At 67.1% G+C, this 20,388-nt stretch carries 20 protein-coding genes; 10 read left to right on the top strand and 10 right to left on the bottom strand.

The window, feature by feature from the left end:
• Positions 1 to 103: 103 nt before the first annotated feature.
• Complete coding sequence (paaZ, locus tag CV023_RS10310; RefSeq protein WP_230745478.1) at positions 104 to 2,140, top strand: phenylacetic acid degradation bifunctional protein PaaZ; 2,037 nt, start codon at positions 104 to 106, stop codon at positions 2,138 to 2,140.
• A 290-nt stretch (positions 2,141 to 2,430) separates the two neighbouring features.
• Here the strand turns inward: paaZ and CV023_RS10305 are convergent, their stop codons facing one another.
• The 4 genes from CV023_RS10305 to paaI form a co-directional block, all read right to left on the bottom strand.
• A complete protein-coding gene (locus tag CV023_RS10305) occupies positions 2,431 to 3,345 on the bottom strand; it encodes a diacylglycerol/lipid kinase family protein (RefSeq protein ID WP_230745477.1) in 915 nt (304 codons plus the stop codon).
• Positions 3,346 to 3,457: 112 nt separating this feature from the next.
• Positions 3,458 to 4,186 carry a TetR/AcrR family transcriptional regulator gene (locus tag CV023_RS10300; protein ID WP_230745476.1) on the bottom strand — a complete coding sequence of 243 codons (729 nt, stop codon included), beginning with the start codon at positions 4,184 to 4,186 and terminating at the stop codon, positions 3,458 to 3,460.
• Between the two features lie 117 nt (positions 4,187 to 4,303).
• Positions 4,304 to 5,599 (bottom strand): phenylacetate--CoA ligase PaaK, encoded by a 1,296-nt coding sequence (gene paaK / locus CV023_RS10295; RefSeq protein WP_230745475.1) that lies wholly within the window; start codon positions 5,597 to 5,599, stop codon positions 4,304 to 4,306.
• A 102-nt stretch (positions 5,600 to 5,701) separates the two neighbouring features.
• Positions 5,702 to 6,199, bottom strand: coding sequence for a hydroxyphenylacetyl-CoA thioesterase PaaI (paaI, locus tag CV023_RS10290; RefSeq protein ID WP_230745472.1), 498 nt, complete (start codon positions 6,197 to 6,199; stop codon positions 5,702 to 5,704).
• Positions 6,200 to 6,559: 360 nt separating this feature from the next.
• On the opposite strand from paaI, the gene paaA reads away from it, so the two are divergent.
• The 9 genes from paaA (at position 6,560) to CV023_RS10245 (ending at position 14,419) form a co-directional block, all read left to right on the top strand.
• Complete coding sequence (gene paaA, locus CV023_RS10285; protein ID WP_230745470.1) at positions 6,560 to 7,561, top strand: 1,2-phenylacetyl-CoA epoxidase subunit PaaA; 1,002 nt, start codon at positions 6,560 to 6,562, stop codon at positions 7,559 to 7,561.
• Positions 7,558 to 7,884, top strand: coding sequence for a 1,2-phenylacetyl-CoA epoxidase subunit PaaB (gene paaB, locus CV023_RS10280; protein ID WP_230745468.1), 327 nt, complete (start codon positions 7,558 to 7,560; stop codon positions 7,882 to 7,884). The genes paaA and paaB overlap by 4 nt, the downstream gene beginning before the upstream one ends.
• 13 nt (positions 7,885 to 7,897) lie before the next feature.
• On the top strand, positions 7,898 to 8,866 hold the full coding sequence (paaC, locus tag CV023_RS10275) for a 1,2-phenylacetyl-CoA epoxidase subunit PaaC (RefSeq protein WP_230745466.1): 969 nt from the start codon (positions 7,898 to 7,900) through the stop codon (positions 8,864 to 8,866).
• Positions 8,863 to 9,384: a 1,2-phenylacetyl-CoA epoxidase subunit PaaD gene (gene paaD, locus CV023_RS10270; protein ID WP_442859934.1), complete on the top strand. Its 522-nt coding sequence runs from the start codon at positions 8,863 to 8,865 to the stop codon at positions 9,382 to 9,384. The genes paaC and paaD overlap by 4 nt, the downstream gene beginning before the upstream one ends.
• On the top strand, positions 9,384 to 10,502 hold the full coding sequence (gene paaE / locus CV023_RS10265; RefSeq protein WP_230745462.1) for a 1,2-phenylacetyl-CoA epoxidase subunit PaaE: 1,119 nt from the start codon (positions 9,384 to 9,386) through the stop codon (positions 10,500 to 10,502). The genes paaD and paaE overlap by 1 nt, the downstream gene beginning before the upstream one ends.
• A 90-nt stretch (positions 10,503 to 10,592) precedes the next feature.
• The gene (locus CV023_RS10260; RefSeq protein ID WP_230745461.1) at positions 10,593 to 11,759 is read left to right on the top strand and encodes a thiolase family protein; all 1,167 of its coding nucleotides are present in this window, start codon (positions 10,593 to 10,595) and stop codon (positions 11,757 to 11,759) included.
• The gene (locus CV023_RS10255) at positions 11,756 to 12,676 is read left to right on the top strand and encodes an enoyl-CoA hydratase/isomerase family protein (protein ID WP_230745460.1); all 921 of its coding nucleotides are present in this window, start codon (positions 11,756 to 11,758) and stop codon (positions 12,674 to 12,676) included. The genes CV023_RS10260 and CV023_RS10255 overlap by 4 nt, the downstream gene beginning before the upstream one ends.
• Complete coding sequence (locus tag CV023_RS10250) at positions 12,673 to 13,563, top strand: 3-hydroxyacyl-CoA dehydrogenase family protein (RefSeq protein WP_230745459.1); 891 nt, start codon at positions 12,673 to 12,675, stop codon at positions 13,561 to 13,563. Before CV023_RS10255 ends, CV023_RS10250 begins: the two co-directional genes overlap by 4 nt.
• Before the next feature lie 79 nt (positions 13,564 to 13,642).
• Entirely contained in the window at positions 13,643 to 14,419 is a 777-nt protein-coding gene (locus CV023_RS10245; RefSeq protein WP_230745458.1) for an enoyl-CoA hydratase/isomerase family protein, read from the top strand.
• A gap of 64 nt (positions 14,420 to 14,483) precedes the next feature.
• Here the strand turns inward: CV023_RS10245 and CV023_RS10240 are convergent, their stop codons facing one another.
• The 6 genes from CV023_RS10240 to CV023_RS10215 form a co-directional block, all read right to left on the bottom strand.
• Positions 14,484 to 15,068, bottom strand: coding sequence for a dihydrofolate reductase family protein (locus CV023_RS10240; protein WP_230745457.1), 585 nt, complete (start codon positions 15,066 to 15,068; stop codon positions 14,484 to 14,486).
• Between the two features lie 201 nt (positions 15,069 to 15,269).
• Entirely contained in the window at positions 15,270 to 16,013 is a 744-nt protein-coding gene (locus tag CV023_RS10235; protein ID WP_230745455.1) for a TVP38/TMEM64 family protein, read from the bottom strand.
• Between the two features lie 115 nt (positions 16,014 to 16,128).
• Positions 16,129 to 17,607, bottom strand: coding sequence for a S1C family serine protease (locus CV023_RS10230; RefSeq protein WP_230745454.1), 1,479 nt, complete (start codon positions 17,605 to 17,607; stop codon positions 16,129 to 16,131).
• Between the two features lie 254 nt (positions 17,608 to 17,861).
• Positions 17,862 to 18,032 carry a hypothetical protein gene (locus CV023_RS10225; RefSeq protein WP_230745453.1) on the bottom strand — a complete coding sequence of 57 codons (171 nt, stop codon included), beginning with the start codon at positions 18,030 to 18,032 and terminating at the stop codon, positions 17,862 to 17,864.
• 15 nt (positions 18,033 to 18,047) lie between these two features.
• Positions 18,048 to 19,421, bottom strand: a complete 1,374-nt coding sequence (locus CV023_RS10220) for an L-lactate MFS transporter (protein WP_230745452.1) — start codon at positions 19,419 to 19,421, stop codon at positions 18,048 to 18,050.
• A gap of 165 nt (positions 19,422 to 19,586) precedes the next feature.
• Entirely contained in the window at positions 19,587 to 20,354 is a 768-nt protein-coding gene (locus CV023_RS10215; RefSeq protein WP_230745451.1) for a SurA N-terminal domain-containing protein, read from the bottom strand.
• Positions 20,355 to 20,388 lie beyond the last annotated feature (34 nt).

The raw sequence follows: 20,388 nt of genomic DNA, 5'->3' as shown, positions 1-20,388 counted from the left end.
TATTGTTCAGAGATCGGCAGCGGTGCCGAATTCGGCCGCCGCGCAACGTCAGTGGTCGTGCGGGCATCCGCGCGTCCAACCGTGCGACAAGGGGAGACCAACCATGACCGAGATTCTCAGTTCCTATGTGGCCGGAGCCTGGCACACCCCGAACCCGGATGCGCTCGATGCCCGTCCCGTGCACGACGCGACGAACGGGACGCTGACCCATCACGTCACCTCGGCGGGCATCGACTTCGCCGCCGTGAACGACTACGCACGGTCCACGGGCATCCCCGAACTGCAGAAGCTCACCTTCCACCAGCGCGGTGTGATCCTCAAGAAGCTCGGCGCCCACCTCATGGAGCGCGCCAAGGACTACCACGAGCTCTCGTTCTCCACCGGCACCACCAAGCGCGACGGATTCGTCGACATCGAAGGCGGCATCGGCACGCTCTTCACCTACTCCGGCGTCGCCCGCCGCCAGATGCCGAACTCGACCGTCCACCTCGACGGGGGAGTCGAACGCCTGTCGAAGAACGGCACCTTCCTCGGCCGCCACATCCTGACCTCCCGGCAGGGTCTGGCACTCCAGATCAACGCCTTCAACTTCCCCGTTTGGGGCATGCTCGAGAAGTTCGGGCCGATGTTCACAGCCGGCGTCCCCGTCGTCGTCAAACCCGCCACCGACACCGCACACCTGACCCGCGCAGTCGTCGCCGACATGATCGACTCCGGCCTCCTGCCCGCCGGCTCCATCCAGCTCGTATGCGGCGATGTCACCCCGCTCTTCGACCACCTGGCCGAACAGGACGCGATCGCCTTCACCGGATCCGCGGCCACGGCGCGCCGCCTCGGCGACCTCGACTGTGTGCGTGACCGCGGCACCCGCTTCTTCGCCGAGGCGGACTCGCTCAACTTCTCCCTGCTTGGTCCCGATTCCGGCCCGGGTACCGAGGAGTTCGACCTCTTCGTCTCCGGCGTCGTCGCCGAGATGACCGTCAAGGCCGGTCAGAAGTGCACCGCGATCCGCCGCACCTTCGTACCCGTTGCCCATGCCGAGGCGGTCGGGGAGGCCATCACCGCGAAGCTCGCCACGCAGACGGTCGGCGACCCGCGTGAGAAGTCCACGCGTCTGGGCCCCGTCGTCTCGGACAAGCAGCGAACCGACGTCCTCGACGCGATCGACGAGATCATCGCCGGGGGAGCGCACCTGCTGGCCGGAGGGCGGGAGGAATCCGACAGGCTGGCCGCCGAGCTGGGCGGTGCCTATGTCGCCGGCACGGTCCTCCAGGCCGACGATGCCTGGTCCGATGCCGTCCATGACATCGAGGCCTTCGGCCCGGTGACCTCGCTCATCACCTATTCGACCACTGAGGAGGCCGTCCGACTTGCCGCTCGCGGACGCGGCTCCCTCGTCGGTTCGGTCGTCACCCACGACGCGGAGTTCGCCGCCGAATTCGTCCGTCAGGTCGCCCCTTGGCACGGCCGCATCCTCGTCCTCGACCGCGACGACGCCGAGGAGTCGACCGGACACGGCTCGCCCCTGCCCACCCTCATCCACGGCGGCCCCGGTCGAGCCGGCGGCGGCGAGGAGATGGGCGGACTGCGCGGCGTCGAACACTTCATGCAGCGCACCGCGATCCAGGCCTCCCCGGACATGCTCACCGCCATCGGCGGGGAATGGGTCGCGGGGGCCGAGCGCCGCCTCGGTGCGCATCCCTTCACAAGATCCCTGGCGGATCTGCGGATCGGCGACGCCCTCGAATCCGAGTGGCGGGAGGTCAGCCTCGAGGACATCGCGCATTTCGCGGAGTTCACCGGGGACACCTTCTACGCCCACACCGACGAGGAGGCGGCGGCCGCGAATCCGTTCTTCCCCGGTCGGGTCGCCCACGGCTACCTCATCGTGTCCTTCGCCGCCGGTCTCTTCGTCCAGCCGGACCCGGGCCCGGTGCTCGCGAACTACGGCCTCGAAGGCCTGACCTTCATCACCCCGGTCTCACCGGGGGATTCGCTCAAGGTGACGCTCACGGCCAAGCGCATCACCCCGCGTGAGACCGACGAATACGGCGAGGTCCGCTGGGACGCCGAGGTGGTCAACCAGAACGAGGAGCCCGTGGCGAAGTACGACGTGCTCACCTTGGTTGCGAAGGAGTAGACGCGACGCTGGCGAGCGTAGACGAGACACCTGCGAGCTGCGGACGATCCGTGCTGGGATCCGCGCGCGATCTCGACACAGATCGTCCGCAACTCACTGCCCGGGGCGTGAGGTCTCAGGCATCAGGCCCCAGTCTGGCACTGGCTGAGTCTCAGGTCTTGAGGTCTTCGAAGGCCATTGAGGTGACGGCGTCGGCGATGGCGGCTTTGCCGGGGACGTGGATCTTGTCATCGATCAGGACGCCGAGGTGGTCAACCAGAACGAGGAACCCGTGGCGAAGTACGACGCGCTCACCTTGATGGCGAAGGAGTAGACGCGACCCGGACCCTGAGAGCGGCCGGACGGATCGTCAGCGTCGCCGGCGTGTGCGCCACGGCGTCACCGTCGGCGAAGAATTCGATCGGGTCCGGGTTCTCGGGCGCGGCGATGTGCACCTGACGGGCACGAGCGAATTCGATGTGCGGATGCCGACCGTGGTGCCCAGATAGGAACCAGAGGAGTTCCACCGCCAGTCGGGGCACGGGTGCGTCCTTGAACAGGACGACATCGATGAGACCATCGTCGAGTTCGGCCTCGGGCGAGAGTCTGAGGCCTCCGCCGTAGCGGCCTGAGTTGGCGAAACCCGCCGAGAGCCCGTGGAACTCAGTGAGCTCACCGTCGATGGTCAGCTCCAGACGGATGCGGGCAGGCCGCATGACGGCACGAGCCACCCCGTAGAGATAGACCCAATGCCCGTTGATGCGACGGGCCGAATCCGCGTAGCCGAGCACCGCCGAATCCAGGCCGAGGCTGACGTTGCCGACGCAGATATGACCGTCGAGATCGAGGACGTCGATGGTGCGGTCACGCCCGGAAGAGACGATTGCGGCCGCGGCCGCGATGTCCTTCGGGATGCCGAGCTTGCCGATGAAGTCGTTGCCGCGCCCGCCGGGAATGATGCCCAGAGCGGACTCCGTATCGACGAGACCGGAGGCGACCGCGCGCACCAGCCCGTCTCCTCCGAGGGAGACGACGGTCGGCGCACCTTTGGCAGCGAATCCGGCGGCAAGCTCGGCGGCATGTCGTAGGCTCCTGCTCTCGACCACCGACGTTTCGATTCCCTCGACGGCGAAGGCTTCGCGCAGCGGGGCGATCCTCTTGCGCACGGCACCGCGGCGGGCCGCCGGGTTGAGGATCACGGGAATCGGCGCAGGTGATGACGTCATGTTCACAGTGTGCCCGACCGATTCGCACCTGCGCCCGGATTCATCACCTCTCCAGGCCGTGCGCCGCGGTCATCAGCGGCTCGCCTGTCGGAGGAGTTGAGGCCTCGGGTCCTCAGGTTTCGAGGCCTTCGAAGGCCATCGAGGTGACGGCGTCGGCGATGGTCTTCGGGTCGATCGGGTAGCCGGGGCGGTACCACTCGGTGATCGAGTTGACCATGCCGAAGAGCAGGCGGGTGATCAGGCCGGGCGTGAAGTCCGAGCGGAGGCCGCCCTCGGCGATGGCGGCCTTGACGAGGACTCTGATCTTGTCATCGATGCGGCGGCGCTGTTCAAGCGCCTCGAGTTCGACGGGCGAATTGCCGCGCACCCGCAGCAGCAGGGTCACCGAATGGTGGTACTCGATGAGGATGACGACGCTGGCGTGGACGGCCAGACGCAGACGCTCGAGCGCATTGAGCCCCGACCGCTGACTCTCGAGCTCGACCGCGGAGTCGAGGGCGTCGATGCCGCGGTTGATCGCCAACCGCAGCAGCTCCTCCTTCGAGGTGACGTGATGGTAGATCGCGGACTTCGTGATGCCGAGTTCGCGGGCCACGGTGTCCATGGAGGTCCCGTCGTAGCCGCGGGCCACGAACACCTCGGTGGCCTTGTTGATCAGCGTCTCTCGGTCGTAGCCGGGGCGACCGCGGCGGGTGCGCTTGGTCTGGGACGGTGCGCTCGCCTCGGCGGGGGAGTCCGTCTGCGCGTCTATGGCAGGGCCCACACCAGACATAGGGCCCGCATCGGACTCAGGGTCCGGCGTCTGCTCCGGTGTCCGCCCAGGTGAGGTCGTTTTCGACATGCGCACTAGTCTAACCAGCCACCTCGGCGGGCGCCGCGAGCTGCGTCACACCGATCAGCCGCGTCACACCGGCCATCCGGGTCACCCCGGCCCTCCGCGCGATGACGGCGACGTTGATCACCGGATGCCTTCGCGGCGGTCGATGATGCGCTTGAGCTTGCCGACCGAGCGTGGCAGCTCACCCGGGGACATCACGGACACGGTCGAGGTCACGCCGAGGCGCTCCTTGATCCGGGCGGCGACCAGCCGGTCGAGTCCCTCGAGCTCGACGGCTCCGACTCCCTCGCGGGACTCGACCTCGACCGTGACCTCATCCATCCGGTCCGGCCGGGTGAGGACGAGCTGGAAGTGCGGGCTGAGGTGTTCGAACTCGAAGAGCACGGACTCGACATTGGCCGGATACACGTTGACTCCGCGGATGATGATGAGGTCGTCGGAGCGGCCGGTGATCCGGGAGATCCGGCGGTGGTTCGGGTGCGCGGTGCCTGGCAGCAGGCTCGCCAGATCGTGCGTGCGGTAGCGGATGATCGGCAGGGCCTCCTTCGTCAGCGAGGTGAAGACGAGTTCGCCCTCCTCGCCGTCGGGCAGGACCTCACCGGTGAAGGGATCGACGATCTCCGGGTAGAAGTGGTCCTCCCAGATCGTCGGGCCGTCCTTGGTCTCCGCGGATTCGCAGGCCACGCCCGGACCCATCACCTCGGAGAGTCCGTAGATGTCGACGGCATCGATGTCGAAGGACCGCTCGATCTCCTTGCGCATCTCATCCGTCCACGGTTCGGCGCCGCAGATCGCAACCTTGAGGCTCGTCGAGGTGGGATCGATGCCCTGCTTGCGGAACTCGTCGAGGATGGTCAGCAGGTAGGTCGGGGTGGCCGTGATGATCTCGGGCTTGAAGTCCTGGATCAGCTGGACCTGCCGCTGGGTCTGTCCGCCGGAGATCGGGACCACGGTGAACCCGTGCCGCTCGGCCCCGTGGACGCCGAGGCCGCCGGTGAACAGACCGTAGCCGTAGGCGTTGTGCATCATCTGTCCGGGCTTCCCGCCGGCACCGATGATCGACCGCGCGATGAGGCTCGACCAGTTGTCGAGGTCCTTCTGCGTGTAGCCGACGACGGTGGGCAGGCCGGTCGTGCCGGAGGAGGCGTGGATGCGCGCGACCTGCTCGCGGGGGACCGCGAAGAGCCCGAAGGGATAGTTGTCGCGCAGGTCCTGCTTGTTCGTGAACGGCAGCTTCGCGATGTCCTCGAGGCTCGTGATGTCGGCCGGGGCGACGCCGAGGTCGTCGAAGGCCTGCCGATAGAACGGCACCTTCTCATACACGGTTCTCACGGTCGTCTGGAGGTTGGCGAGCTGGTCGGCGCGCAGCTCGTCGAGGCTCATCGTCAGGCCCGGGTCGGGGGTGGTGGAAGTCATCGTCGTCTCCTTGGAAATTCTGTTGTGATGCACATGCGACGGGCGCCGAGGTGGCTGCGCCGTGACCGCGGATCGCCGTGTGAGGCGGTCCCTGCGGTGAAATCAGGGGGTGGCCGGCGTCTGCGCCTCGGAACTGGCCGGAGTCGGCGTCTCGGGTGTGGCCGGCTTCGCTGCCGGGAGGGTGCGGGAGCGTCCGCGGTAGACGGCGATGGTCTCGTCGTCTCGGGTGACGGTGACGTCGTAGATGCCCGAGCGGCCCTGCTTGATGACCTCGCGGCCGCGGGCGACGAGCTCGTCGCCGAGATAGGTGGGCTTGAGGAAGTCGATGTCCCCGCCCGAGGCGACCGTGATCGATCCGGGGTAGTTGCAGGCCATGGCGAAGGTGGTGTCGGCGAAGAGGAAGACGTAGCCGCCGTGGGTGATGTCGTGCCCGTTGGTCATGATCTCGGTGACCGTCATCGAGCACTGCGCCCAGCCGGGACCGTGGTCATCGACGGTGATGCCCAGGTGCTGCGAGGCGCGGTCGCCCGCGAACATCGCGGCGGCGCCGGTGAGTTCCTCGTTGCGGGCCGTCGTGGTCTCCTGGCCGGGTTCTCCCATGTCGGCTCCTCCTTGAGTCACTGAGCGCGATCGACGAGAGTGTGCCGAGCCACGCGAATAAACGACCATCTGGTCAATAAATATCGTTGTGATCGGCGTCTCTGTCAAGTTGGGCGGCCGGCAGCCCTGGCGCTGCGCATTGAAGCGCACTGCTGCTGCCCCCGCCCGCTTCTGCGTTGCGCCTCGGCGTGGGGTGTGCCACACTGGTGACCAAGGAATACAGAACAAATGGTCAGTAATTGATTTCGCTCGGGATCAGCATCGACTCACGCCAGGGCCGCGCGAAGAATGCCGCGCGAGTACAGTGTGGAGTCCGATGAAGACGTATCCAATGGCGGAACGGTCAGAGGTGGAGTGGTCATGACAACAGACATCACAGGTCCCGGGGGCCCGGCGGCGGACGCCGAGGCGGAGCTCGAGGCCCAGTTCCAGGACACGATCTCGTCCAAGGATCGGATCGAACCCCGCGACTGGATGCCGGAGAAGTACCGCAAGACCCTCATCCGACAGGTCGCCCAGCACGCCCACTCGGAGATCATCGGCATGCAGCCCGAGGGCAACTGGATCTCCCGGGCTCCCTCGCTGCGGCGCAAGGCGATCCTGCTCGCGAAGGTCCAGGACGAGGCCGGTCACGGTCTCTACCTCTACTCGGCCGCCGAGACCCTCGGCGCCACCCGCAACGAACTCACCGAGAAGCTCGTCGCCGGCAAGCAGAAGTACTCCTCGATCTTCAACTACCCGACCCTATCCTACACCGACGTCGGCACCATCGGCTGGCTCGTCGACGGGGCCGCGATCTGCAACCAGGTGCCCCTGTGTCGGACCTCGTTCGGCCCCTACGGTCGGGCGATGATCCGCATCTGCAAGGAGGAGTCCTTCCACCAGCGGCAGGGCTACGAGCTGCTGATGACGATGATGCGCGGCACCGAGGAACAGCGTGCCTCGGTGCAGGAATCGGTCAACCGCTTCTGGTGGCCGGCGCTGATGATGTTCGGACCTCCCGATGATGACTCCCCGAACACCGAGCAGTCGATGGAATGGGGCATCAAGACCCACACCAACGACGAGCTGCGCCAGAAGTTCGTCGACATGTCCGTCCCGCAGGCCGAAGCCCTCGGCGTGACCTTCCCCGATGAAGGCCTAAAGTGGAACGAGGAGCGCGGACACTACGACTTCTCGACGCCCGACTGGGACGAGTTCTGGGCCGTCGTCAAGGGCAACGGTCCCTGCAACGAGCAGCGTCTGGCCCACCGCAAGCGCGCCTGGGACGACGGAGCTTGGGTGCGCGAAGCCGCGCTCGCCTTCGCCGAGAACCCCGAAGGACCGACCGAATCCACCCCAGCCGAGGAGGCCGCGAAATGACCGAGACCACCCCCGGCCCCACCTCGGCGGGCGCAGCACCTCGCGGCGAATGGCCGCTCTACGAGGTCTTCGTGCGCGGCAAGCGCGGACTCAACCACGTCCACGTCGGCTCGCTGCACGCACCCGATGACCAGCTCGCTATCCGCCACGCCCGCGACGTCTACACCCGGCGCAACGAGGGCGTGAGCATCTGGGTCGTCCGCTCGGCCGACATCACGGCCTCGAGCCCGGACGAGAAGGACCCCATGTTCGCCCCCTCCGGCGACAAGGTCTACCGCCACCCGACCTTCTACGACATCCCCGACGATGTCCCCCACATGTGAGGCGGCCGCGACGATGACGAACGAACCGAACATCCACGTCGGCCACGACGAGGCCGGCACCAATGTCGAACACGGCGACCACGACAACGCCTACTCCGGGCTGCTCGTCAACGACGCCCACTGGGCCTTCGGCACCGACTTCGAGGATCCTCTGGCCGGCGTCGACACCACCGTGCCCGAGGGCGTCGACCCCAAGGAACTCGCCGCCTACTGCCTGATGCTCGGCGACGACGCCCTGATCTTCTCCCAGCGGATCTCCGAATGGTGCTCCAACGCTCCTGACCTCGAAGAGGACATCGCGCTCGCGAACATCTCCCTCGATCTGCTCGGCCAGGCCCGGCTCCTGCTCGCCCGCGCCGCGGCTGCCGATCCGGCCCTCGTGCCCGAGCTGCCGGAGGGCTCGCCGGTGCCCGACGAGGACCGGCTCGCGTACTTCCGTGAGGACCTCGAGTTCCGCAACGTCCGCCTCGCCGAGGTGCCAGACGGCGACTTCGCCGAGGCGGCCGCGAAGATCCTCATCTACTCCACCTGGCGCCTGGCCATCTTCGAACGGCTGACATCCAGCCGCGACTCCGTGCTCGCGGCCATCGCCGACAAAGGCGTGAAGGAGATGTCCTATCACCGCGACTTCGCCGGCCGCTGGGTCCTCACCCTGGCCCGCGGCACCGCGGAATCGAAGACCCGACTGCTCACCGCCCTGAACGGCCTGTGGCCGCTGTGGGCCGAGCTCTTCGAGACCCACCCGATCGAAGCCTCGGTGGCAGCCGCCGGCATCGGCATCGACCCCGCCGAGGTGGCCGACGAAGCCGGGGTCATCATCGATCAGGTCTTCGCCGCGGCCGGCATCGACCGGCCCGAACGCGGCGCACTGGCCGGAGTCCGCGGTCAGAAGGGCCGCGACGGACTGCACACCGAAGCTCTGTCGAAGATGCTCGCCGATATGCAGGTCGTCGCCCGTCAGCACCCGGAGGGACAGTGGTGACCGCAACACTCGAAACCCGGACTGCTGCGATCGACCGTGCCCGTGCCGCCGCGGCCCGCGTGACCGACCCGGAGATGCCGATGCTCACGCTCGTCGACCTCGGCGTCCTTCGTGAGGTGACGATCGAGGACGGCCGCGTCGTCATGACGATCACGCCCACCTATTCCGGGTGCCCGGCGATGGCGACGATGCGCGATGACCTGCAGCGCGAACTCCAGGACGCGGGATTCCCCGACGCCGAAGTGCGGGTGTCCCTGTCCCCGGCCTGGACCAGCGACTGGATCACCGAGGAGGGACGGAAGGCCCTCAAGGGAGCGGGAATCTCGCCCCCGGGGCAGGCTCCGACACGACAGGGACCCGTGGCCCTGACCCTCATGCCCACCCGTCGGGCCGTGGTCTGCACCCTGTGCGGTTCGGAGAATGTGCGCCTGTCCTCGGAATTCGGGCCGACCGCCTGCAAGGCGATGTACCAGTGCCTCGACTGCCTCGAACCGTTCGAACACGTGAAGGAGATCTGATGACCGAGACGATCAATCAGAACGCCGAGGCGGCCGGTGCTCCTGCGCCCACGGACCCCTCCTCACGCACGGCCTTCTACCCGCTCACGGTCAAGTCCGTCGACCACCTCACCGAGGATTCCGCGGCCGTGACCTTCGCCGTCCCGGACGACTACGCGGAGCTCTTCGACTTCGCCGCCGGACAGTCCCTGACCCTGCGGCGGATGATCGACGGCGCCGAACACCGCCGCTCGTATTCGATCTGCGCCCCGGCCGGAACAGACCCGCGCATCGGGGTCCGCGAGATTCCCGACGGACTCTTCTCCCGGTGGCTCGTCAACGACGTCCGCCCCGGTGAGACCATCGAAGTCCAACCGCCGAGCGGATCCTTCCAGGCCGACCCCGAACTCGGCGGCAGGCACCTGTGCATCGCCGCAGGCTCGGGCATCACCCCGATGCTCTCGATCGCGACGACCGTGCTGAGCAACCCGGACGCCTCGGTCACCCTGCTCTACGGCAACCGGAACACGAACACCGTGATGTTCGCCGAGGAACTCGCCGACCTCAAGGACGCCCGCAACCAGCAGCTCGACCTCATCCACGTCCTCTCCCGCGAACCCCGTGAAGTCGAACTCTTCTCCGGTCGTCTCGACGCTGAGAAGCTGCGGGAGCTGCTCACCTCGCTCGTGCCCGCCGGGGACATGGACCATGTGTGGCTGTGCGGGCCCTTCGGCATGCTCAGCGATGCCCGCGAGGTGCTCGCCGAGTTCGGTGTGCTGGGGGGACGCGTCCACTTCGAACTCTTCTACGTCGACGAACCCCCGCCGGAGGTCGTCCACGCGGACAAGGCCCTCGAGGGGGCCACCAGCGAGGTCACGATCGTCCTCGACGGACGTAGGACCACCTCGGCGATGTCGCAGTCCAAGACGATCCTCGACTCCGCGCAGGAGTCGCGGACGGATCTGCCGTTCGCCTGCAAGGGCGGGGTGTGCGGGACCTGCCGGGCGAAGATCTGCGGCGGCGAGGTCGACATGGTCCGCAACTATGCCCTCGAAGACGCCGAGGTGGCCGCGAACTTCGTGCTCACCTGCCAGACCTTCCCCGTCAGCGACGAGGTCACGGTCGACTTCGACTCGTGAATCGCCCCGCCGTGGCGGGGCACCCGAATCGCACTGCCGCGGTAGAGGTGTGCGACGATGACGATAACCGGATCCCAGCGAAGGAGCCCCATGCCCGAAGCATTCATCCTTGACGGACTGCGCACGCCGATCGGCCGCTACGGGGGAGTCCTCGCAGATCAGCGCCCCGACGATCTGGTGGCGACGGTGCTCAAGACCGTTGTCGAGAGGCCCGGGATCGACCCGGCCGACATCGACGAGGTGATCCTCGGATCGGCGAATCAGGCCGGGGAGGACAACCGCAACGTCGCCCGCATGGCCGTGCTGCTGGCCGGCCTGCCCGATACGGTTCCCGCGTTCACCGTCAACCGGCTCTGCGCCTCCGGGCTGACCGCGATCACCACGGCCAGGCAGATGATCGCCGCCGGTGACGCCGAGGTGGTCGTGGCCGGAGGCGTCGAATCGATGACCCGGGCACCCTGGGTGACCGAGAAGCCGCAGCGTGCCTGGGCGAAGCCGGGGAAATCCTGGGACACCTCGATCGGCTGGCGGTTCACGAACCCGGCCTTCGACGAGGACACGACCCTGTCGATGCCGCAGACCGCCGAACGGGTCGCCCAACAGTGGAAGCTCGGCCGCGAGGCACTCGACGCCTTCGCCTACGACTCCCACCAGAAGGCGCTCGCCGCCCAAGCAGCCGGAAGCTTCGATCCTGAGATCCTGCCCATCGGCGAGGTCAGTGCCGACGAAGGTCCGCGGGCGGACACGACGCGGGAGAAGCTCGCCAAACTGCGGGCCATCCACGGGGAGGGCGGTGTCATCACCGCCGGCAACTCCTCGTCCCTCAACGACGGTGCCGCCGTCGTCGTCCTCGTCTCCGAGGCCTATGCGAACAAGCGCGGACTCAATCCCCGTGCCCGAGTGGTCACCGGAGCCAGCGCCGGCGTCGCCCCGGAGATCATGGGCATCGGGCCGGTCCCGGCGACCCGCAAGGCACTCGATCGGGTCGGCTGGTCGGTCGACGACCTCGAAGTCGTGGAGCTCAACGAGGCCTTCGCCTCCCAATCCCTGGCCTGCATCGGCGACCTCGGACTCGACCCGGCCACGGTCAACGGCTTCGGCGGAGCGATCGCACTCGGACACCCGCTGGGCTGTTCGGGAGCACGCATCACCCTGACCCTGCTCAACCGCCTCGAGCAGGCCGATGCGAAACGTGGGCTCGCGACCATGTGCGTGGGCGTCGGCCAGGGTTCGGCCCTGCTGCTGGAGCGGGCATGAGCGCCGGCGCGGGCAGCCCCGCAGCAGGTGCCGGCGCAGGCAACCCCGGTGCGGACTACCTCGGCGCGGGTGGCCCCGCCTCCCCGGTGCTCATCGAACGCTTCGCCGACCGCACCGTGATCCGGCTCAACCGGCCCGAGGTGCGCAACGCCATCGACCTGAACATGGTCGACGCCCTCCATGCCGTGTGCGCCGAGCTCGAGGCGAACCCGAAGGTCGCCATCATCATCGGCTCCGACGGGGTCTTCGCCGCCGGCGCCGACATCTCCCAGATGCGCAATCGCGGTCGCGAAGAGGCACTGGCCGGCATCAACTCGAAGATCTTCTCACGCATCCAGGAACTGCCGATGCCGGTGATCGCCCTCGTCGAAGGCTTTGCCCTCGGCGGTGGCGCCGAACTCGCCTTCGCCTGCGACTTCCGCATCGGCACTGCGTCGACGAAGTTCGGCAACCCCGAACCGGGCCTCGGTATCATGGCATCGGCGGGCGCGGCGTGGCGACTGCGCGAACTCGTCGGAGAGCCGCGGGCCAAGGAGATCCTGCTGGCCGGGCGGACCCTGCAGGCCGATGAGGCCAAGGCGATCGGGCTGCTCAATGATGTCGTCGATCCCGAGGATCTCGAACATGCCGGGCAGGCCCTGGCCGAGCGGATCGCGAGCTTCGCACCGTTGGCCGTGCGCCTGAGCAAATCGGCGTTCCACGCTCCCCGGGAAGCTCATCCGCTCATCGACAATGTGGCCCAGGCTGTGCTCTTCGAGACCGACGAGAAGTACGCCCGCATGGACGCGTTCCTCGTCCAGAGGGAAGCGAAGAAGCGGGCGAAGGCCCAGGCCGTGCGCACCGAGGCGATGGACCAGCAGAACGACCCCGGCAGCGTGCAGGGTGAGACCCCCGAACAGAGAGGCGGCGCCGAATGAGCGAGCAGACCGTACACGAACCCGATGCCGTGCGCACCCCCGCGACGTCGGGCTCGGGTGGCGTGCAAGTCCCCGACACCGTCGGCGTCTACGGCGGCGGTCGGATGGGTGCGGGCATCGCCCACGCCTTCGCCACAGCCGGCGCGAAGGTCATCGTCATCGAGAGCACCGAGGACACGGCGGCCGCGGCCCGGGAGCGCATCGCCGCCTCGATCGAGAAATCCCGGTCCAAAGGCATCGACGTTCCCGGATCCGTCGAGGTCGTCCGGGACCCGACGCTGCTCGACCAGGCCCTCCTCGTCATCGAGGCCGTCCCGGAGAAGCTCGAACTCAAACAGGAGATCCTCGCCGCCATCGCGAAATACGCTCCGGCTGCGAGCATCGGCACGAACACCTCGGCGCTCTCGATCGACGAACTCTCCGCCGCCCTGCCCCGACCGCAGGCTCTTATCGGTCTGCACTTCTTCAATCCGGTCCCGGTCTCCGAACTCGTCGAGGTCGTCGTCGGCACCCACACGGCTCCGGCGCTCGTCGAGGCCGCCAAGAACTGGGTGAGGGGCCTGGGGAAGACGGCGATCACGGTCACGGATTCGCCCGGATTCGCCTCCTCCCGCCTCGGCGTGGCCTTGGCTCTGGAGGCCATCCGGATGGTCGAGGACGGGGTCGCGAGTGCCGAAGACATCGATTCGGCGATGGCGCTGGGCTACCGGCATCCGGCCGGACCGCTGAAGACCACGGACATCGTCGGGCTCGATGTGCGCCTGGGCATCGCCGAGCATCTCGAGGCCGAACTCGGGCCTCGCTTCGCACCGCCCCAGCTGCTGCGCGACAAGGTCGCCGCAGGTCAGCTGGGCCGCAAGTCCGGTCAGGGCTTCTACACTTGGTGACAGGCGCGTCCAACGCGCAGCGCGGCACCACCGTTTGAGGGCACCACCGCCTGCTGGAATCATCTGCAAAGGAGCACGCATGACCGAGATCCGACTGAAGAACCGCGAGCAGATCGCCGAACTCATCCTCGATGGCCCCGAGTCCCGGAATGCCCTCGACGCGGACAACCTCCGCGATATCGCCGCGGCCGTGAACAAGATCGCCGAGGCGATCCCCAGCGTCCGGGTGCTCCTCATCCGCGGCGAGGGCAAGGTCTTCAGCTCCGGCCGCGACATCTCGGAGGTCGATGTTGAAACCGACGATGCGCATGCTTTCCTCGCCGAGACCTTCGCCCCGGTCTTCCAATCGATCCGTGCCCTGCCGATCCCCGTCATCGCCCAGGTGCAGGGGGCGGCGCTTGGCCTCGGGTTCGGCATCGCCGCGGCCGCGGACATCATCTTTGCCGCCGATGACGCGAAGTTCGGATCCCCGTTCGCCGCGATCGGCGCTATGCTCGACTCCGGCGCCCACCACGTGTTCCTCGATCGGCTGGGCTACCACCGGACGATGGACCTCATCGTCACCGGGGATTTCATGACCGGCGCCGAGGCGGCCGCCGCCGGGATCGTCTCCCGCGCGGTGCCCGCGGCGGAGCTCTCCGAATTCGTCGAGGCGAAGCTGGCGGGCATCGTCACCGGACCCGCCGAGGCCTTCGCCATGGAGAAGGGCTTCGTGCAGAAGCTCGCCGACGATCGTCCCGCGCTCGCAGAGGTGCTCGCCGAAGAGGCGACCCTGCAGGAATCGGCCCGTCGGACCCCTGACTACGCGGAGGGATTCCGCGCCTTCCAGGAACGGCGGAAGCCGAGCTTCGAGTGAGGTGAGGGACTGGAGAGAGCCGCCGGCGCGGCAGTGGTCGGTCCGCTCCACGCCGGTCGCCGGCTCAGCCGTGGAGCGTGGGCCGGTAGGTGAGTTCTTGGATGTTGCCGTCGAGAGTGTGATGGTCGAGCAGTTCGAGGTCGAAGTCGTCGGCATCTGCGAAGATCGGCACGTCTCCGGTGCGGCCACTGATGACCGGGAAGATCGTCACCTGGATGCGATCGACGAGACCCGCGGCCATGAGCGAGCGATTGAGCGAAGGGCTGCCGTGGGAGCGCAGCGGAATGTCCGAGTCCGCCTTGAGGCCGCTGACGATGTCGCCGGCATCCCCGCGCACGAGGTCGACATCGGGCCAGTCGAGGGGATCGGTGAGGGTGGACGAGACGACCGTCGTCGGCAGGTGCTTCATCCTCGTGTTCACCGGGTCATCAGCTTCTGATTCGCGGGTGAGATCACCGAGGAAGCGTTGGAACATCCGGAAAGTGTTCGCGCCGAGGACGAGTCGCTGTCGCAGGCCGTACTGGGTGACCCGACGATCGAGGAACTCCGGTCCCTGTCGGCCCCAATAGCCGCCCCAATCGCCGTCGGCGCTGTAGGAACCGAAGCCGTCGAGGGTGCAGAAGACATCCCACGTGTAGGTGGTGGTCATGGCGATTTCCCTTGAGAACGACGTCCCGTCCGCACCCGCGGTCGTCCGCGGGCTCGCGGGTCGTGTCCATTCAGAATGCTCCGGGTCTGAGGCGAAGTCAATGAAGTGAAGTCGACGAGAGGACGCTGACGAGGAGAAGCCGACGAGCCGAAGACGACGACTGGTGAAGGTGGAAGCGGACCGCTTCGGTCGAGCCGGAACTCAGTTCTCGGTGGGTTCGTCGGTTGCGTCTTCGTCCGGTTTGTCGCTGCTCTTGTGGGTGGACTTCCATCGCCGGAAGGTGATGATCGTCAGCGTGATGACCAGCGCCCAGGCGATTGCGACCGCTGTGCCGGTGAGGATCCCCGGATTTCCGATGAAGGCACCGACCGCTACGAGGGAGAGCTGTCCCGGCAGGGCCGAGACCGCGGTGGCGATGAGGAAGGTGCGATTGTCGATGCCGAGCGCCCCGCTGCCGTAGTTGACCGGCCAGTACGGGAAGCCAGGCAGGAGCCGTAAGGTGCACACGGCATAGAAGCCGCCGTCGGTCAGTCGCGATTCGACCGCCTCGGCGTGGCTGCCGAGCAGCTTCATCACCGTGTCACGGCCGAGTGCACGGGAGATCCAATAGCCGCCCCAGCAGCCGAGGACGACTCCGATCATCGACAGCAGGGTGCCGAACGGCAGGCCGTAGATCATTCCGCCGGCTACCGCCATGATCGTGACCGGGATCGGGGTCGCCGCGACGACCGCGTAGAGGAGGACGAAGAGGCCGAAGCCCCAGAAGCCCACCTCGCCGATGTCCCTGCGGAGCTCGCCGAGAGATGGGAGATGGACGTTGAAGACCAGCCACACCCCGGCGAGCACGGCTAAGGCCAGAGCGACATTGCGCAGCACCGTGGGCCAGTCGACGCGAGAGGTGCCGTGACTGTGCGTCGGCTCGGCAGGGCGGTCGTCATTCGGCATGCGTCGATCCTACGTCGGCACGGAGAGCGGCCGGGAATCGACAGCTGTGCGCCGCCGCCCCCGAGGTGGGAACGGCGGCGCATGGGTGCGGTGCCTCAGTTGTTCTCGGTCCGGCTCAGGCGGCCGGGCCTTCGATGAGCTTGATCTTCGCTGTGTGGCTCTGGCCCGAAGCATCCGTCCAGGTCACGGATACCGAGTCGCCGGGGCTGTGCTTGCCGATCACTTCCGAGAGTTGGGACCCATCGGTGACGGCCGTCGAGTCGATCGAGGTGATCGTGTCTCCGGCCTCGAGTCCCGCCTCGGCGGCCGGAGTGTCTTCGTAGACGCCGGCGACAGTCGCCCCGGAAGTGGCGGACCCGGATGATGCCGACCCTGAGTCGCCGGTGCTCGAACCCGACCCGGGCTGAGTGGATTCGCCGTATCCTCCCGAGCTGCCGCCGTACTGCCCGGCGCTGCCGCTGCCCTGCTGGCCGGGCAGCTGACTTCCCTGCCCGTAGCCGGGGCCGTTGCCGTTCTGCTCGCTCGAACCTGACTGGCCGTTCGAGGCGGACTGGCCGGACTGGTCGGACTGTTCGACGCCGATTCCGAGGAAGGCCGGGTAGCCCAGGGTGTTCGTCGAGGTCTGCTCGCCGTCGACGATGGACTCGGCGGTCTCGAGTGCGGTCTCGATGGGGATCGCGTACCCGGTGATGTCGGCGCTGCCCGAGGAGGCTGCGGTATTCATGCCCACGACCTCGCCGTCGCCGTCGAGCAGGGCTCCGCCGGAATCGCCGGAGACGATGTCGGCCTTGACCTCGATCATCCCGTCGAGGGTCTCGGAGTCTTCTGTGCCCTGCGCCGTGGTCGTCACCGAGGCGCCGAGGTCGCTGACCGAGCCGTCGGCGGCCAGGAGCTCCCCGCCGCCCTCGGCATTGCCGACCGCGGTGACGTCATCGCCGACGGCGACGGTGTCCTCATCGACCTTGGCCGGTGAGAGGTCCGTGGCATCCTTGAGTTTGAGCACGGCGACGTCCTCCGTCGAATCGGAGCCGACGACCGAGGCCTCATAGGTCTTTCCGGTCGTCGCCACGGTCACCGAGATCTCGGTGGAGTCGGCGATGACGTGATTGTTCGTCAGCACCAGACCGTCCTTGCTCAGCACGATGCCCGTGCCGGCCGCGGCCGCATTCTCGTAGCCGAGCTTCGTATCGATGAGCACAACGCCGGTCGACTCGTCTGCGCTGGCCAGGGAGGCATCGGTCTGCCCGGATCCGGTGTCGGGCATGTTTCCGTCGATGCCGGAGTTCCCGGAACCGCCCGACCCGTTTCCGGCAGTCCCGCCGCCGGTCGAGCCCGGAACTGCCTGCCCGGAGAAGGGGATCTGTGTGGTGGCGGCCGCAGCGGATACGGCGCCGGGTGTTGCGGCTCGGGCCGGCAGTCCGCCGAGCCCGCCGATGGTCAGTGCCAGGGCTGCGGCGGCACCTGCCGCCATCTTCGCAACGGTGCGCCCACGTGGGTGCCGTGCGCCCTTACCCTGTACCGCCTCGGCGAGGTTCCGTCCTGCATGTGCGGCTTCGTTCGGCGCTGCGGCTCGGGGCTGCCTCGACTCGTTCATGGTCTGTGCCTTTCTCAATCAGGGGGATGTTCTCCTTGATCCCTATTGAGTACCCGCATCCTGTGGCCAAGCTATGGCGGAGCTGATTCCGCGCTTCGACTTTCCACGATGCCGGCTGTGCGCCGCGCGGATCACGCGGTGGCGGTGACCATTAAGCCGGTGGCGACCCCGCTGCAGAGGAGGCTGCCGGAGCGGATGAAGATCCGCTCGGGCCCGAGCCCGGATTCGGCCCGGGGCCCGTGGGGCAGCCTCGGTCAGCCGGTGAAGATGGTGACGGCTTTGACGACGGTCAGCGCCAGTCCCCAGAGGAGGCCGCCGACCACGACGACGGTCAGGGTCGAGCCGATCGTCTTGTAGGCACCGCCGATGGGGGATTGGGGTGATCCCTCGTCGGGCACATGTGCTGTCGGTGTGGAGCCGCTCATGATCGCTGCAACCTTTCAGTCGTTGTCCTCGAGGGCGGCGGCCTGCTTCGCGGCTACCTCTTCCTCGCGTTCGAAGTACTTCTCGCTCACGGGCTTGACGAGGGCATTGGCGATGAAGCCGATGGCCAGCGCGCCGACCATGATGTACATGCCCGGGGTGTAGAGCTCGGGCCCGGTCTTGCCCGCCTTCTCGCCGGCTTCGACGACGGAGTTGACGATGAGCGGACCGGCCACGCCGGCCGCCGACCATGCGGTGAGCAGGGCGCCGTGGATCGCGCCGACCTGATAGACGCCGAAGAGGTCCTTGAGGTAGGCGGGTATGGTGGCGAATCCGCCGCCGTAGAAGGAGATGATGACGAGCGTCGCGAGCACGAACAGAATGATCGAGCTGCCGCCGAACAGGGCGACGACGAGGTAGAGGAGGAGCCCCACGCCGAGGTACATCATGTAGTTGTTCTTCCGGCCCAGGTAGTCCGAGGTCGTCGACCAGATGAAGCGCCCACCCATATTGCCGATCGAGAGCAGACCGACGAAGCCGGCGGCGGCGGCCGCGGTGATACCGAAGTAGGCCTGGATCATCGGGGCGGCGTTCTCGAGGATGCCGATGCCCGCGGTGACGTTGAGGAACAGCACGACCCACAGGAACCAGAACTGCGGGGTCCGGATCGCGTTGCGCACGGAGACGTTGCCCTTGGTCTGCATGGGCTTCGTCTTCGCCTGCGAGGGATCGAAGCCCTTCGGGGTCCACTCAGGGTGGGGCACGCGGATGACGAAAGCGCCGGCGGCGATGACGACAGCGTAGACGATGCCGAGGGTGACGAAGGTCGGGGTCAGACCCGCGACGAGGTTCTCCGGTTCGGAGCCTCCGCCGTAGAAGCCCATCAGCTGGTTCGACATCGGGCTGGCGATGAGCGCACCGCCGCCGAAGCCCATGATCGCCAGGCCGGTGGCCAGGCCGGGACGGTCGGGGAACCACTTCATCAGGGTCGACACCGGGGAGATATAGCCGATGCCCAGACCGATGCCGCCGATGACTCCGTAGCCGAGGTAGACCAACCACAGCTGTCCGGTCATGATGCCCAGGGAGGCGACGAAGAAGCCGATCACCCAGCAGGTGCCTGCGGCGACCATTGAGGCCCGGGGGCCGTTCTTCTCCACCCAGGGTCCGAAGACCGCCGAGGAGATGCCGAGCATGAGGATCGCGATGGAGAAGATCCACCCGATGGAGACCTCACCGGCGTCGAAGTGCTCCATGAACGGGATCTTGAAGACGCTGAATGCGTAGACCTGGCCGATGCACAGGTGGATCGCCAGGGCCGCCGGTGGGATCAGCCACCGATTGAAGTTCTTCGGCGCGACGATCGCCGAGCGGGTGAGTATCGATGCCATGGTCGGTCCTTATGTCCTTGTGTTGACGCGCGGGCCACCGTCGGAGTCGACGGTGCCGTCTGTGTGGAGCGCGAATGGGTGGCATCCGCCCTCGTGTTCCACTACAGACTAAAGTGCGTGCAAGGATTTAGCGAGGAACGCACAGCGATTCCCCAACAATGGGAATCAGAGGTTGATCGTCACATCGCCCTGCTTGCGCAGCTTCTCGGCGAACTTCTGAGTCGCCTCGGTGGATTTCTGGCTCTTCACCTGCTCCTCGAGCTGGGGACGCATCTCCTCGAGCTCGGGAACCTCCTGCTGCTGACCGCCCTGCTGAGCCATCTGCTCCTGCTGGGTCTTGGCCTGCTCGTAGGCCTGGCCGATCTCCTCGCCGGTGACCTTGAACTCGCCGTACTCGTCGGTGATGAGGTCTTCGATCTTGAGCTGGTTGGCCATCTCGGAATTGACCTTTTTCTCGTCCATGCCTTGATCCTTCATGGCCCCCAGGAAGTCGTCCTTGCTCATCTGGCTCGACTTCGCCGACTCTTCGAGCGCCTTGTCGATGTCCTTGTCGGAGACCTTGATGTCGCGTTTGTCCGCCTCCTGAGTGAGCAGCTTCGTGCTCACGAGGTTCTCGGCGGTCTGCGTCTTCAGCTGATCCTCGTCGACCTGCTGGCCCGACTGCTGTGACTGCATCTGCATCTGCTGGTACTGAGTCTCGTAGAGGGGGACGAAGTCATCCTTGGTGATCTTGTCGCCGTTGACTTCGGCGACGACATCGGGAATGTCGTCGGTGGCGGGCTTGCCGTCCTGCCCCGCCTCGGCGCCGGGGCTCTGTTCGGCTGCGGCCGAGGACTCCTCGGACGAATCGCCGCCGTCCTCACCACCGCAAGCGGCGAGACCGACCACGGACACGGACACTGCCAGGCCAAGCAGCCACTTGTTCTTTCGCACAATCACTCCTGATCTCGGAATCAGCCTGTCAGGC

Origin of the sequence: Brevibacterium sp. CCUG 69071, from assembly GCF_021023135.1 — a bacterium.
In the GTDB taxonomy this organism is placed as follows: domain Bacteria; phylum Actinomycetota; class Actinomycetes; order Actinomycetales; family Brevibacteriaceae; genus Brevibacterium.
Note: the sequence above shows the minus strand (reverse complement) of the source record. Positions and strands in the feature narration are given on the sequence as shown.

Coding starts and splice junctions, on each gene's coding strand:
- paaB (WP_230745468.1), top strand. CDS start 7,558: ATGACCGAGACCACCCCCGGCCCCACCTCGGCGGGCGCAGCACCTCGC.
- paaI (WP_230745472.1), bottom strand. CDS start 6,199: ATGGGAGAACCCGGCCAGGAGACCACGACGGCCCGCAACGAGGAACTC.
- CV023_RS10245 (WP_230745458.1), top strand. CDS start 13,643: ATGACCGAGATCCGACTGAAGAACCGCGAGCAGATCGCCGAACTCATC.
- CV023_RS10300 (WP_230745476.1), bottom strand. CDS start 4,186: ATGTCGAAAACGACCTCACCTGGGCGGACACCGGAGCAGACGCCGGAC.
- CV023_RS10305 (WP_230745477.1), bottom strand. CDS start 3,345: ATGACGTCATCACCTGCGCCGATTCCCGTGATCCTCAACCCGGCGGCC.
- paaA (WP_230745470.1), top strand. CDS start 6,560: ATGACAACAGACATCACAGGTCCCGGGGGCCCGGCGGCGGACGCCGAG.
- CV023_RS10240 (WP_230745457.1), bottom strand. CDS start 15,068: ATGACCACCACCTACACGTGGGATGTCTTCTGCACCCTCGACGGCTTC.
- CV023_RS10250 (WP_230745459.1), top strand. CDS start 12,673: ATGAGCGAGCAGACCGTACACGAACCCGATGCCGTGCGCACCCCCGCG.
- CV023_RS10220 (WP_230745452.1), bottom strand. CDS start 19,421: ATGGCATCGATACTCACCCGCTCGGCGATCGTCGCGCCGAAGAACTTC.
- paaC (WP_230745466.1), top strand. CDS start 7,898: ATGACGAACGAACCGAACATCCACGTCGGCCACGACGAGGCCGGCACC.
- paaZ (WP_230745478.1), top strand. CDS start 104: ATGACCGAGATTCTCAGTTCCTATGTGGCCGGAGCCTGGCACACCCCG.
- CV023_RS10225 (WP_230745453.1), bottom strand. CDS start 18,032: ATGAGCGGCTCCACACCGACAGCACATGTGCCCGACGAGGGATCACCC.
- paaK (WP_230745475.1), bottom strand. CDS start 5,599: ATGACTTCCACCACCCCCGACCCGGGCCTGACGATGAGCCTCGACGAG.
- CV023_RS10235 (WP_230745455.1), bottom strand. CDS start 16,013: ATGCCGAATGACGACCGCCCTGCCGAGCCGACGCACAGTCACGGCACC.
- paaE (WP_230745462.1), top strand. CDS start 9,384: ATGACCGAGACGATCAATCAGAACGCCGAGGCGGCCGGTGCTCCTGCG.
- CV023_RS10230 (WP_230745454.1), bottom strand. CDS start 17,607: ATGAACGAGTCGAGGCAGCCCCGAGCCGCAGCGCCGAACGAAGCCGCA.
- CV023_RS10255 (WP_230745460.1), top strand. CDS start 11,756: ATGAGCGCCGGCGCGGGCAGCCCCGCAGCAGGTGCCGGCGCAGGCAAC.
- CV023_RS10260 (WP_230745461.1), top strand. CDS start 10,593: ATGCCCGAAGCATTCATCCTTGACGGACTGCGCACGCCGATCGGCCGC.